Annotated in this window: 13 protein-coding genes; 8 read left to right on the top strand and 5 right to left on the bottom strand. The window is 67.5% G+C overall.

Going from position 1 to position 13,227, the window contains the following annotated elements:
* Positions 1 to 133: 133 nt before the first annotated feature.
* Complete coding sequence (locus CRO39_RS02005; protein WP_097120188.1) at positions 134 to 1,906, top strand: M14 family metallopeptidase; 1,773 nt, start codon at positions 134 to 136, stop codon at positions 1,904 to 1,906.
* A 37-nt stretch (positions 1,907 to 1,943) separates the two neighbouring features.
* Here the strand turns inward: CRO39_RS02005 and CRO39_RS02000 are convergent, their stop codons facing one another.
* Positions 1,944 to 2,696 carry a glutathione S-transferase family protein gene (locus CRO39_RS02000; RefSeq protein WP_097120187.1) on the bottom strand — a complete coding sequence of 251 codons (753 nt, stop codon included), beginning with the start codon at positions 2,694 to 2,696 and terminating at the stop codon, positions 1,944 to 1,946.
* 59 nt (positions 2,697 to 2,755) lie between these two features.
* Positions 2,756 to 3,643, bottom strand: a complete 888-nt coding sequence (locus CRO39_RS01995; protein ID WP_097120186.1) for a ZIP family metal transporter — start codon at positions 3,641 to 3,643, stop codon at positions 2,756 to 2,758.
* 220 nt (positions 3,644 to 3,863) lie between these two features.
* On the opposite strand from CRO39_RS01995, the gene CRO39_RS20770 reads away from it, so the two are divergent.
* Genes CRO39_RS20770 through dbpA form a run of 4 tightly spaced genes read left to right on the top strand, consistent with a single transcriptional unit; the run spans position 3,864 to position 6,979 of the window.
* Positions 3,864 to 4,553 carry an MliC family protein gene (locus tag CRO39_RS20770; RefSeq protein WP_176520142.1) on the top strand — a complete coding sequence of 230 codons (690 nt, stop codon included), beginning with the start codon at positions 3,864 to 3,866 and terminating at the stop codon, positions 4,551 to 4,553.
* 10 nt (positions 4,554 to 4,563) lie between these two features.
* Positions 4,564 to 5,112 carry a guanyl-specific ribonuclease gene (locus tag CRO39_RS01985; protein WP_097120185.1) on the top strand — a complete coding sequence of 183 codons (549 nt, stop codon included), beginning with the start codon at positions 4,564 to 4,566 and terminating at the stop codon, positions 5,110 to 5,112.
* Positions 5,112 to 5,546, top strand: a complete 435-nt coding sequence (locus tag CRO39_RS01980) for a barstar family protein (protein ID WP_097120184.1) — start codon at positions 5,112 to 5,114, stop codon at positions 5,544 to 5,546. Before CRO39_RS01985 ends, CRO39_RS01980 begins: the two co-directional genes overlap by 1 nt.
* A gap of 53 nt (positions 5,547 to 5,599) precedes the next feature.
* Complete coding sequence (gene dbpA / locus CRO39_RS01975) at positions 5,600 to 6,979, top strand: ATP-dependent RNA helicase DbpA (protein ID WP_097120183.1); 1,380 nt, start codon at positions 5,600 to 5,602, stop codon at positions 6,977 to 6,979.
* A 159-nt stretch (positions 6,980 to 7,138) separates the two neighbouring features.
* Here the strand turns inward: dbpA and CRO39_RS01970 are convergent, their stop codons facing one another.
* Complete coding sequence (locus CRO39_RS01970) at positions 7,139 to 7,348, bottom strand: cold-shock protein (RefSeq protein WP_097120182.1); 210 nt, start codon at positions 7,346 to 7,348, stop codon at positions 7,139 to 7,141.
* 481 nt (positions 7,349 to 7,829) lie between these two features.
* On the opposite strand from CRO39_RS01970, the gene CRO39_RS01965 reads away from it, so the two are divergent.
* The 3 genes from CRO39_RS01965 to CRO39_RS01955 all read left to right on the top strand — a co-directional run bounded on the left by CRO39_RS01965 (position 7,830) and on the right by CRO39_RS01955 (position 11,269).
* On the top strand, positions 7,830 to 8,387 hold the full coding sequence (locus CRO39_RS01965) for a YaeQ family protein (protein ID WP_097120181.1): 558 nt from the start codon (positions 7,830 to 7,832) through the stop codon (positions 8,385 to 8,387).
* Positions 8,388 to 8,391: 4 nt separating this feature from the next.
* Entirely contained in the window at positions 8,392 to 9,594 is a 1,203-nt protein-coding gene (locus CRO39_RS01960; protein WP_097120180.1) for a BaiN/RdsA family NAD(P)/FAD-dependent oxidoreductase, read from the top strand.
* A 73-nt stretch (positions 9,595 to 9,667) separates the two neighbouring features.
* Positions 9,668 to 11,269, top strand: a complete 1,602-nt coding sequence (locus CRO39_RS01955) for a carboxylesterase/lipase family protein (protein WP_097120751.1) — start codon at positions 9,668 to 9,670, stop codon at positions 11,267 to 11,269.
* Between the two features lie 52 nt (positions 11,270 to 11,321).
* On the opposite strand, the gene CRO39_RS01950 is transcribed toward CRO39_RS01955, so the two are convergent.
* Together CRO39_RS01950 and CRO39_RS01945 are read right to left on the bottom strand one after the other, a co-directional pair.
* Entirely contained in the window at positions 11,322 to 12,305 is a 984-nt protein-coding gene (locus CRO39_RS01950; protein ID WP_097120179.1) for an LLM class flavin-dependent oxidoreductase, read from the bottom strand.
* Positions 12,306 to 12,547: 242 nt separating this feature from the next.
* Positions 12,548 to 13,219 (bottom strand): glutathione S-transferase, encoded by a 672-nt coding sequence (locus CRO39_RS01945; RefSeq protein ID WP_097120750.1) that lies wholly within the window; start codon positions 13,217 to 13,219, stop codon positions 12,548 to 12,550.
* Positions 13,220 to 13,227 lie beyond the last annotated feature (8 nt).

The raw sequence follows: 13,227 nt of genomic DNA, 5'->3' as shown, positions 1-13,227 counted from the left end.
CGTATCCGGCCCAAGGGGTCGAACCGCCAGGGCCTGTCAACGCGCGTTGTGCCGATTCCGTCAACAGGACCTGCTGCACTGGGCGCGGGGAGCATTCGCAGGCATCATCGCGGTTTTTCCCGACCCGACCGCCATGCCCAGACTCCCGTTCCGGTTGCTGTTCGCCGCCCTGCCCCTGGCCCTGAGCCTGTCCGTTGCCGCCGCCGATACCGCGCTGACCACGGTTTCCGAACGTTCCGGTTTTCTGAAGACCGGCCGCTATGACGAAGTCGGTGCGCTTTGCGACGCCTTCGTCAAGGCGTATCCCAAGGCGGTACGCTGCCTGAGCTTCGGCACATCGCCCGAAGGCCGTCCGATGAAGGCGCTGGTGGCCTCGACCAGCGGCGCGCTGACCGCCGATCAGGCGCGCCGCCGCGGTCTGCCGGTGGTGCTGATCCAGGGCGGCATCCATGCCGGCGAAATCGACGGCAAGGACGCGGGTTTCCTGGCCCTGCGCGAAGTGCTGGAAGGCAAGGCCGCCGCCGGTGCGCTGGACAAGCTGGTGTGGGTGTTCGTGCCGGTGTTCAGCGTGGACGGCCACGAACGCTTCGGCGCCTGGAACCGGCCCAACCAGCGCGGCCCCGAGGAAATGGGCTGGCGCACCACCGCACAGAACTACAACCTCAACCGCGACTACGCCAAGGCCGACACGCCGGAGATGCAGGCGATGCTGCGGCTGATCGAGGAATGGGATCCGTTGGTGACGGTGGATCTGCATGCCACCAACGGCGCGCAGTTCGAACACGACATCTCGATCCAGGTCGAACCGGTGCATGCCGGCGACGCGGGACTGCGCGCGGCCGGGACCGCGCTGCGCGACGGCACCATCGCCGATCTGGCGCGGCAGGGTTCGCTGCCGCTGCCGTTCTATCCCTCATTCGTGACCTATGACGATCCGGCCTCGGGCTTTGAGGATGGCGTACCGCCGCCGCGGTTCTCGCACGGCTATTTCCTGCTGCGCAACCGCATCGGCATGCTGGTGGAAACGCATTCGTGGAAGGAGTACCCGGTGCGGGTGCGGATTACCCGCAACACCATTATCTCGGTGCTCGAGCGCACCGCGCAGAACGGCGGCCACTGGCTGCAGGCCGCGCACAGCGCCGATGCGACGGCGGCGGCGCTGGCCGGCCAGCCTGCCCCGCTGACCTGGGCGGCCAGCCCCCGCGCACGCACCATCGATTTCCGCGGCTATGCCTATACGCGCACGCCGTCGGAAGTGTCCGGCGCGCTGATGACCCGCTACGACGAAACCACCCCGCAAATCTGGCAGGTACCGTTGCGCGACGACATCCAGCCGGCCATCAGCGTGACCGCTCCGGGCGCCGGTTATATCGTGCCGGCCGCGCATGCGGCGTGGGTGGGCGAGAAACTCAAACTGCACGGCATCCAGTTCCGCCGAACCGCTGCACAGACCGGTACCGCGGTGGAGACCTACCGCGCCAGCAAGACCGACTTCGCCAAACAGTCGGTGGAAGGCCGCCAGCGCCTGAGCGTCGAAGGCGCGTGGTCGCGCGAGCGCCGCGATATCGGCAACGGTTCTCTGTTCGTGCCGATAGCGCAGCCCAAGGCGCGGCTGGCGATGGCGCTGCTGGAGCCGGCGGCGCCGGATTCGCTGCTGGCCTGGGGCGGGTTCAACAACGCGTTCGAGGCCAAGGAGTACATGGAAGACTACGTCGCCGAACAGGTCGCGCGCCAGATGCTGGAGGATCCGGCGGTCAAGGCCGCATTCGAACAGCGGTTGCGCGATGACCAGGCCTTCGCCGGCGACCCGGCGGCCCGGTTGCAGTTCTTCTACCAGCGGCATCGATCCTGGGACGAACGCTACAACCTGTATCCGGTCATGCGTACGGACGTGGCGCCGCGCTGAACCAGGCGCGTCCCGGCCAGGCGCCGGCCCCGCGCATTCATTCCAGCCGCATCACGCCCCGGCGCGGTGCGGCATTGCCCAGCGTGTCGGCGGTCAACGGCGCGCCAATGGCCGCCAGCGCCTGCCGCTGCTGCTGCACCGGCACCCGCAGCATGTGGTTTTCGTATACGGCCAGGGACTGGAACGCAGGCAGCTGCAGCGTGCGCTGCAGCCATTGCGCGGTGTGCGGCCAGCGTTGCGCATCGATCTGATAGCGCACGAATGCGGCATTGCGCAGGAAACAGGCGATGGCGACATCGGCGATGGACACGTCGCCGAACAGGAATCCGCTCTCCGGCATCTGCGGCTCCAGGTAGTCCAACGCCGCCGGCAGCTCTTCCTCGCGCGCCTTGCGCACCACCTCCTCGTTGGTGGCCTCGTTGAACAACAGCCGCTTGACGCCCACCTGGTAGAACATCCGCCAGACGATCACATCGCCCAGCAGCGAATCGGCGTATTCCTCCAGCCAGCGCGCGCGGGCGCGGGCGGCGATATCGGCCGGGTACAGCGCCGGTTGCGGCTGCCGGTCTTCCAGGTACTGGCAGATCACGCTGGAATCGTTGAGCGCCAGATCGCCATCGATCAGTACGGGTATCCGCCGCAGCGGGCTGATCTGCGAAAAGCGCTCATCGCCCACGAACGGCGCAATCGGATCTATTTCGTAATCGATGCCCTTCAATTGCAGGCACACCAGCACCTTGCGCACATAAGGCGAAAGGTAGTTGCCGATGATGCGGACAGGTCGGTTCATCGCGCGGCTCCTGCTGCGAAGTCCGCAGACTGCCGGCGCCAGCGGGACCGGTCAAGCGCTCAGGCCAATGCGGTGTCCAGCATCATCATCAGGCAGAAACCGATCGCCAGACCGGCCGAAGCGATGATGCCGTGGCCGTGGCGGCCGGATTCGGGAATCACGCTGTGCGCCACCGCAATCAACATGGCGCCGGCGGCAAAGGCAAGGCCCCACGGCAGCAGCACGCTGGAGATCGTCATCGCCGCCGCGCTGAGCACGGCCGCCATCGGTTCGACCACGCCCGACAGCACGCCGATGAACACTGCCTTGGCCCGCCCCATGCCGGCGCCGGCCAGCACCAACGCCACCACCAGCCCTTCCGGCAGATCCTGCAATGCGATGCCCATCGCCAGGCCGGGAGCCTCAGGCAATCTGCCGCCGGCAGCCACACCCACCGCCATGCCCTCGGGAATGTTGTGCAGCACGATGGCCAGCACGAATACCACCAGCCGCGATGGCACCAATGCGCGTTGGGCATCCAACGGCTCGTCGACCAGCGTCTTGTCCAGCCCCAACAGCGCCAGCGCGCCCAGCATCAGCCCGGCGCTGACCAGCCAGCCGGCGCCCCATGCCGAATGGCCCATCGCCCGGGCCGCCTCCAGCCCGGGCAGCACCAACGAAAACGCGCAGGCGGCCAGCATCACGCCGGCACCGAAACCCAGCAGCGCGTCGGCCAGCCGCTGCGGGATGCTGCGCACCACCAGCACCGGCAGCGCGCCGATAGCGGTGGCCAGCCCGCACAGGGCGCCGCCGCGCAATCCCATCCATACGCCGCTTTCCTGCAGTCGCGGCGCGGCGGTCCACTGCAACAGCCACAGGCATGCCAGCGCCACCAGCAGCGAGCCGGTGATGAAAGGCCAGGCGGCGGCTGGCCGGGTGGATGCGAACGGTTGCAGCACTCGGTTCATGCAGCGGACTCCGTCAAGGACCGTGCTCCAGCAAAGCCAACCTGCGGGAACAACACATCCGGATGGTACGCGGCAGCCGCATTGCGGCGATGTCAACGTCCGAAGGCCGCCTCCTGGCTGCCGCACCCATGGCGGACCGCGGCAGAGCACCGCACCGTCACGAAACCCTTGCCCGCCGCGCGCTATGCTGGCGCCCCTTCAATCGCTGCGGGATCCCGGCATGAAATCCCTGTGGTTTCCCACCGCCATTGCGCTGGCACTGACCGCATGCCAGGCCAAACAATCCGAACCTTCTACCGATAACGCGGTCCAGGCAGAGCAAGCGGCCACTGCCGGCGCCGGCGCGAATACCGACACCACGCACTGGCAGTGCGCCGAGACGCGCCTGAGCCTGCGTTTCGACGCTGCCGCCAAACAGGCCGAGCTGTCGCTGCCGGGCAGCGCGCTGACGCTGCCGCAGGCGCCCTCCGCTTCCGGTGCGCGCTACGCCGACGAGCGCGGCAACGAATTCTGGAGCAAGGGCAGCCAGGCCACGCTGACGCTGCAGGGCCAGCCGCCGGTCGAATGCACGCAGGCCGATCTGCCATCGCCCTGGGCACAGGCCGAAGCGCGCGGGCTGGCGTTCCGCGGCATCGGCACCGAGCCTGGCTGGCTGATCGAAGTCGGCTCCGGTGCGGCACCTGCATTGCATGCCGAACTGGACTACGGCGAACGCATCGTCGATGTCGCCAACGCCGAGGCGTTCGCCGGCGGGTACCGCGGCAGCACCGGCGATGGCGTGGCGGTGGAACTGCGGATTCGGCGCGAAACCTGCAGCGACGGGATGAGCGATCAAAGCTACCCCGCCGCGATCGCGCTGACCGTCGGCGAACGCAGCTATCGGGGTTGCGGCCGCTACCTGGGCCAGTGAGGAATCCGCCATGCCGTTACGTTCGCGCAGCCGTAAAAAAACGGGAAGCCGCAAGCCGCTGCTGATCGTCATTGCGCTGCTGGTGCTGCTGGGCGGTTGGTTCTGGCACCAGCGCTCGCAGATTGCGGAAAATCCGGAGGCCCCGCCCGATGTCTCCATACCCGAGACCTCAACGCCCGGCGGTGCGACCCGGAGCCAGCCGCTGCCGCTGCCGCCGCAGGAATCGCCCGAACCCGTCCCTGCCAGGCCCCCTGAGTCCGGCAAACCCTCCGGTTCAGCCTTCCTGCCCGCGGAAGCGCACGACACGTTGCGGCTGATCGCCGGCGGCGGGCCGTTCCCGCACCGCCAGGACGGCGGCGTCTTCGGCAATCGCGAGGGGCGGTTGCCGGCGCAGCCACGCGGCTTTTACCGCGAGTACACCGTCGCCACGCCCGCTCTGAACCACAGGGGCGCCCGCCGCATCGTCACCGGCGGCCAACCGCCGCAGGTCTATTACTACACCGACGATCACTACGAAAGTTTCCGGCGCTTCGACTGGCCGGCACAAGGAACCCCATGATGAGCGAAACCGGCTTCGATCTGGGCCTGGACGATGCCAAGCGCGCCGGCGTGTTCTTCGTCGCCGAAGAAGATCTGGATCCGATCGCGGCGGCCGGTCGCGATGCCGGCCTGCTGGTGCGCCGGGTCGATCTGGCCGGCTGCCGCGACAAACCCACGCTGATGCTACGGATGGCGATGGCGATGGATTTCCCCAGCGGCTCGGGCCGCAACTGGGACGCGCTGTCGGACCGCCTGCGCGACCTCGGCTGGCTGCCGGCGCAAGGCTACGCGCTGCTGTTCCGGGATGCCGGCGATCTGCGCGAAGTCGACGAAAGCGGTTTCGAAACGCTGCTGGACGTCCTGGACGAGGCGGTACAGGCCTGGGCCGGCCAGGATGTGCCGTTCTGGGCCTTCCTGGCCCTGCCGGAAAGCGACTTTTCCGAGATCAACTGAGGCCCGGCCGCCAGGGGCCTACGCAGCGGGCGGCATTGCTGCGATCATGGCGTATGAACCAGTTCGCCTCCCTGCCCCTTTCGCCGCTGCTGTTGCAGGGCGTGCAAGCCCTTGGCTACGACGCCATGACCCCCGTGCAGGCCGAAAGCCTGCCGGCCATCCTGGACGGCCGCGATGTCATCGCGCAGGCCCCCACCGGCAGCGGCAAGACCGCCGCCTTCGGCCTGGGCCTGTTGCACCGGCTGGACCCGGCGCTGATCCGCACCCAGGCGCTGGTGCTGTGCCCGACCCGCGAACTGGCCGACCAGGTGGCGCGGCAGCTCCGCAAGCTGGCGGTCGGCATTCCCAACCTGAAAGTGCTGACCCTGTGCGGCGGCCTGCCGCTGGCCCCGCAGCTCAGTTCGCTGGCCGCGCATGACCCGCAGGTGGTGGTCGGCACGCCCGGCCGCATCCAGGAGCTGATGCGCAAGAAGGCCCTGCATCTGGGCGGGGTGCGGCTGCTGGTGCTGGACGAGGCCGACCGCATGCTGGACATGGGCTTCGAGGAAGCCATCCGCGAAATCATCGGCCGCGTCCCCAAGGATCGGCAGAGCCTGCTGTTTTCGGCCACCTTCGCCGAGGGCGTGCGCGAGATCGGCCGCAGCGCATTGCGCGATGCGCTGGAAGTCACCGTCGAAAGCAGCGTGCAGCAGCAGGCCGACATCGAACAGCGTTTCTACGAAGTGGACCCGGCCAGAAAGCAGACCACGCTGGCGGGATTGCTGTTGGAGCAACGTGCCGAATCCTGCGTGGTGTTCTGCAATACCCGGCGCGACGTCGACGAGGTGGCTGGCTCGCTGGCGCACTTCGGTTTCTCGGCGCTGGCGCTGCACGGCGAGATGGAACAGCGCGACCGCGAGGAAGTGCTGGTGCTGTTTTCCAACCGCAGCTGCAACGTGCTGGTCGCCAGCGACGTGGCCGCGCGCGGCCTGGATATCGAAGACCTGGCGGTGGTGGTCAACTACGACGTGCCCAGCGATGCCGATACCTACGTGCACCGCATCGGCCGCACCGGCCGCGCCGGCCGCAGCGGGCTGGCGCTGACCCTGTGCACGCCTCGCGAACTGCCGCGTACGGCGGTGATCGAGGAACGCCTGGGCCAGCCGCTGCGCTGGCAACGCGCCGCCGCTGCCGCGCCCAAGGCGCGCAGCGCACCGGCCGCGGCAATGGCCACGCTGCGCATCGACGCCGGCAAGACCGACAAGCTGCGGCCCGGCGACATCCTGGGCGCGCTGACCGGCGACACCGGCCTGCCCGGCAGCGCCATCGGCAAGATCAACATCTTCGCCACCCGCTCCTATGTGGCCATCGCCCGCGCCCAGGCCGCACAAGCGCTGCAGCGGCTCAGCTCGGGCAAGATCAAGGGCCGCAGCTTCCGCGTGCGCAAGATCTGAAGCGCTTCCGGTGATGCTTGGGAGCGACGTAAGTCGCGACGCGTTGTCGGTAAAGCCTCATCGCGACTTACGTCGCTCCCACAAACCCATAAACACGAAAACAAAAAACGCCGGAGGCTTGCGCCCCCGGCGTTTCGGCATAACGGGTTCAGCGCTGGATTACAGCGGCTGCACTTCGTCGGCCTGCATACCCTTCTGGCCCTGGACGGCGACAAAGCTGACGCTCTGGCCTTCCTTCAGGGACTTGAAGCCGTTGCCCTGGATCGCGCGGAAATGCACGAACAGGTCCGGGCCGCTCTGCGGGGTGATGAAGCCGAAGCCCTTGGCATCGTTGAACCACTTGACGGTTCCATTCTGACGTTCTGACATCTTTACTAACTCCTGAAAAACATAAGGGTGGAAATAAATCGCGGCACGGAACGTTCCGGACCGAGACTGAGTTGCAGGCGTTGGTAAAGCGGCGGAGATGTAGCAGATGGTTCTACCGCATCAGGCTCACGATTCACGGTGACCCTGGCAAGCACAGTGTCGCGGACTCTACTCGGGTTGCGTGACAAAAGCGAGTCTTTTTATTCGGCCCCCGCCGGAAACCGCCTTCGCGCACCGTTTTTGCCGGGAAGCCGTTCAGCCACAAGGGTTTCGGCGATTCCGGCCCTGGCCCATGCCATGCGCCTTGGACCAAGCCAGGGGCATATTGTCCCTGGCCTGCGCAACACCGCCGGTCCAGCGGGCAACGGATTTCCCGGCCCCGGCCGATACCCAGCGCCGCCGCGACTGGCCCTTGCGGCGCCTGCCGAGCAGCCCATGCCGTCAAGCTCTATCATGGCGCCCCTCTTTCCCCGGATTCGCCATGGCGCTCAAGGCCACCGTCGTCAAAGCCGACCTGCAGATCAGCGACCTGGATCGGCACTACTACGCCAACCATGCCCTCACCCTGGCCCAGCACCCCTCCGAGACCGACCAGCGGCTGATGGTGCGGCTGCTGGCGTTCGCGCTGTTCGCCGACGAGCGCCTGCAGTTCGGCAAGGGCCTGAGCACCGAGGAAGAGCCGGACCTGTGGCGGCGCGGCTATACCGGCGAAATCGAGCAGTGGATCGATCTGGGCCAGCCCGACGAGTCGCGCATCCGCAAGGCCTGCGGCCGCGCCCGCGACGTCGTCGTGATCACCTACGGCGGCCGCGCCTCGGATCTGTGGTGGGAAAAGAACGCCGCCGCGCTGGCGCGGCACCGCAACCTGACCGTGCTGGACATCGCGACCGATACGGTCGAGGCCCTGGTCGGCCTGATGGTGCGCAGCATGCGCCTGAACGTGATGGTGCAGGACGGCGAACTGCAGCTGATCGGCGATGATCTGACGCTCGCCATACGGCCGGGGGTACGGCAGGCAGCCACCGAACCGGTGGCCTGACACCGTGACGGCCACGCATGACGTCATCGTCATCGGCGGCGGCGCCGCCGGCTTGATGTGCGCGCTGACCGCCGGCCAGCGCGGCCGGCGCGTGCTGCTGCTCGAACATGCCAACCGGGTCGGCAAGAAGATCCTGATGTCCGGCGGCGGCCGCTGCAATTTCACCAATACCGGGGCATCGCCGGCCAACTACCTGTCGGCCAATCCGCATTACTGCAAGTCGGCGCTGGCGCGCTACACGCCGGCGCATTTCATCGAACTGGTCGAGCGCCACGGCATCGCCTACCACGAAAAGGAACTGGGCCAGCTGTTCTGCGATATCTCGTCCAAGCTGATCGTCAGGATGCTGCTGGACGAATGCGCGGCCGCGCAGGTCCGCATCGAAACCGGCTGCAGCATCGGCAGCGTGCAGCATGGCGATGGCGGCTTCCGGGTCAAGACCAGCGGCGGCAGCTTTGCCGCTCCTTCGCTGGTGGTGGCCAGCGGCGGGTTGTCGATTCCCAGCATGGGCGCAACCGGTTTCGGCTACGAACTGGCGCGCCAGTTCGGCCATGCGGTGCTGCCCACCCGCGCCGGGCTGGTGCCGCTGACCTTGAGCGGCAAGCACCAGGAACGCCTGCAGGATCTCAGTGGCGTGGCGGTACCGGTGGAGGCGCACTGCGGCAAGCAGAGCTTCCGCAATTTCATGCTGTTCACCCATCGCGGCGTCAGCGGCCCGGCGATCCTGCAGATTTCGTCGTACTGGCAACCGGGCGACCCGGCATCGGCTGCGGGCCAGACGCTTCGGCTGGACCTGCTGCCCGGCCAGGACGCATGGGCATGGCTGCGCGAACAGCAGAACCAGCGGCCGGCCGCCGAACTGAAGACGGTGCTGTCGGACGCGCTACCGCGCCGCTTCGCCCAGCGGCTGTGCGAAATCTGGCTGCCGAACCGGCCGATGAGGCAGTACAACGAGCCGCAGCTGCGCCAGGTCGCCCAGACGCTGGGCAACTGGCCGCTGGTGGCCAGCGGTACCGAGGGTTACCGCACCGCCGAAGTCACCCTGGGCGGCGTCGATACCGACGGCCTGTCGTCCAGCACGATGATGTCCCGGCACGTACCGGGGCTGTATTTCATCGGCGAAGTGGTCGACGTCACCGGCTGGCTGGGCGGCTACAACTTCCAGTGGGCCTGGGCTTCGGGCCATGCGGCGGGCATGGCGGCCTGACGCACTGCGGCGTTCCCGGCCGCGGCAGGTTTGCTAGGCTTGGTAACCGGTGTCAATGGAACCCTTGCCCGCCATGAATTCCACGGTTTCTTCGCGTCGCCACTTCCTGCAACTCGGCCTGGGCGCTGCCCTGGCATCGGCGCTGCCGCTGGCCGCTTCGGCTCGGACCCACCCACCCCGCTCGCTGGCGACGACCCGTAGCGGCCGCATCAGCGGACGCATCGAAAACGGAGTGCACATATTCAAGGGCGTGCCCTACGGCGCCGACACCGGCGGCCGCCGCTTCCAGCCCGCGCTGCCGGAAACGCCATGGCGCGGCGTGCGCGAAACGGCGGCGTTCGGCGCCTCGGCGCCGCAGGCCGGCGATGCCGATGGCCAGCCGATTGCCGAGGACTGCCTGTTCCTCAACATCTTCACCCCTGCCCTGCGCGACGGCGGCAAGCGGCCGGTGCTGTTCTACATCCACGGCGGCGGATTCAACAATGGCTCCGGTTCGCACCCGCTGTATGACGGCGGCAACCTGTGCCGGCGCGGCGACGTGGTGGTGGTGACCGTCAATCACCGGCTCAACGCGTTCGGCTATCTGTATCTGGCGGAGCTGGGCTCTGACGCACTGGCCGATTCGGGCAACCTCGGCCAGCTGGATCTGATCCAGGCGCTGCAGTGGGTGCGTGAGCATGCCCACGAGTTCGGCGGCGATGCCGGCAACGTTACCGTGTTCGGGCAGTCCGGCGGCGGCGCCAAGATCGCCACGCTGATGGCAATGCCGCAGGCCGAGGGCTTGTTCCACAAGGCGATGACGATGAGCGGCCAGCAGGTCACCGCCGCCGGCCCGCGCGCGGCCACCCAGCGCGCCGAGCTGTTCCTGCAGGCGCTGGACCTGAAACCAGGCCAAGCCGATGCGCTGCGCACGCTGCCGGTGCAGCGGCTGCTGCAAGCGACCAAGGCGCGGGATCCGTCGCGGGTGGAAAACTCGGCGCTGTATTTCGGCCCGGTGCTGGATTCGCGTTCGTTGCCGCGGCATCCGTTCTATCCGGATGCGCCGGCCCAGTCCGCGCGCATCCCGATGATCATCGGCAACACCCGCGACGAAACCCGGGCCTTCCTGGGCGGCGACCCGGCCAACTTCGAGCTGGGCTGGGAACAGCTGCCCGCCAGGCTGCGCGAACAGCAGTACGTGGATCTGTCGCCGGAGGTGGTGATTGCCGAATACCGCCGGCTGTATCCGCACTACACGCCGTCGGAAGTGTTCTTCGCCGCCACCACTGCCGGGCGCTCGTGGCGCGGCGCGATCATCGAGGCCGAGGAACGCGCCAGACAGGGGCCACTCACCTGGGTGTACCAGTTGGACTGGGGCCGCACCGTCGACGAGAAGCGACGCGCGTTCCATACCTTGGACATCCCGCTGGTATTCGACAACATCGCCGCGGAGGGCTCGAAGACCGGCACCGGCACCGCCGCACGGCGGATGGCCGAACGCATGAGCCAGGCGCTGCTGGCGCTGGCCCGCAACGGCCATCCCAACCATGCCGGCATTCCGGAGTGGAAGCCGTATTCGCTGCCGGCGCGCGAAACGCTGGTGTTCGACGACGATACCCGCCTGGTCGACGACCCGCGCGGCGGCGAACGCAGGTTGTACGAGCGGGTGCCGTTTGTGCAGCGGGGAACCCTGTAGGCGGCCCCGCTTCGTGACCGCCATCCCATCGCTGCGTCCGCGGCGACAATGCTTACGCTGGCATGGCTTCGGCCGCCAATTCGAACGACCGCAAACGCTTCTGGTGGTCGAAGATGTTTGCCGTCAACAGCAACTCGTCCGGCCGATGGCGCTCGACAAAAGCGCGGATACCCGCACCCACCGTTGCCGCGCTGCCCACCACCGAACACGCCAGCGCACGCTCGACGCCGGCTTTTTCATGCGGCTCCCAGAACGTTTCGATGTCGTCGACAGGCGGCGGTACCAGACCGGGCTTGCCGCGGCGCAGATTGACGAAAGCCTGCTGCTGGGTGGTGAACAGGTACTGCGCTTCGGCATCGGTCTCGGCCGCCACTACATTCAGCGCCAGCATCGCGTGCGGATTGTCCAGGTGCCGCGACGGACGGAAGTCGCGGTGGTAGACCATCAGCGCCTGGTCCATCGCGTCGGGCGCGAAGTGCGAGGCGAATGCGAAGGGCAGGCCCATTGCCGCGGCCAGTTGCGCGCTGAACAGGCTTGAACCCAGCAGCCAGACCGGCACGTCAATGCCGGCACCGGGCACGGCACGCACCGGTTGTCCGGGTTTGGCGGGCTCGAAATAGCCCAGCAGTTCCTGCACGTCCTGCGGAAACCGCTCGGCGCTGTCGAAGTAGCGGCGCAGTGCGCGAGCGGTGGCATTGTCGGTGCCGGGCGCGCGGCCCAGACCCAGGTCGATGCGGTCCGGATACAGCGACGCCAGCGTGCCGAACTGTTCGGCCACCTGCAGCGGCGCATGATTGGGCAGCATCACGCCGCCGGCGCCGACCCGGATGGTCGAGGTGGCGCCGGCCACATGGCCGATCAGCACCGCGGTCGCCGCACTGGCGATGCCGGGCATGTTGTGGTGTTCGGCCAGCCAGTAGCGGCGGTAGCCCAGGCGTTCGGCGTGCCGGGCCAGTTCGCGCATATGCACGAACGCCTGCGCGGTGTCGCTGCCTTCGCAGACGGGGGCGAGATCCAGTACCGAAAAAGGAATCATGGCAGCTCCTGCAAAGACGATGGCTTACGACATGGGGACATCGTTCGAGCTTTCCAGTGCTGCGTTTCGGGACGCAGTATCCCGCGTCCCATATCGGATGACGTCAGTTCCGGCAGGTCGCGAGGAGGATGTGGCAGTCCCTGCTGAGGAGTCATGCCTGCATGCCGGTACGGGTCAGCCGCGATGAGGCTTTGCCGAAGCTTGTCGCGACTGACGTCGCTCCCACAGGAAACAATCCGCTTTCAGCTCAACAGATCGAACGGACCGCCCTGCTCCAGCGCGCGCTGGTAGGCCGGACGCGCATGGATGCGCTGCAGGAAATCCTGCAGCTTCGGGTACTGCCCCAGACCGGCGCGCGCGGCGGCGGCCTCCAGCGGGAAACTCATCTGGATATCGGCGGCGCTGAAATCCTCACCGGCAAACCAGCGTTGCCTGCCAAGCTCGCCTTCCATGTAGTCCAGGTGCAGCTTCACCTGCGGCGAGACGAAGCTCTGCAGGGTCTTGTCGGCAATGCCGCGCGCGATCGGTTTGATGAAGAACGGCATCGGCGCCCGCTTGATCCGCGCAAACACCAGGCTCAGCAGCAACGGCGGCATTGCCGAACCCTCGGCATAGTGCAGCCAATAGCGGTAGCGCAGATGTTCGGCCGTGCCCGGCGCAGGCGCGAAGCGCCGGGCCGCGTCATAACGTTCAACCAGGTATTCCAGCACCGCGCCGGACTCGGCCAGCGTATGCCCGCCGTCCACCAGCACTGGCGACTTTCCCAGCGGATGCACCGCGCGCAATGACGGCGGCGCCAGCATGGTTTCCGGGTCGCGCTGGTAGCGGATCACGGTGTAGTCCAGTCCCAGTTCTTCCAGCATCCACAGCACGCGTTGCGAGCGGGAGTTGTTGAGGTGGTGAACCGTAATCATGGGCATCT

This window comes from Pseudoxanthomonas wuyuanensis, assembly GCF_900215535.1.
GTDB lineage: Bacteria > Pseudomonadota > Gammaproteobacteria > Xanthomonadales > Xanthomonadaceae > Pseudoxanthomonas_A > Pseudoxanthomonas_A wuyuanensis.
The sequence above is the reverse complement of the archived record's forward strand: the minus strand, read 5'-3'. Positions and strand labels throughout refer to the sequence as shown.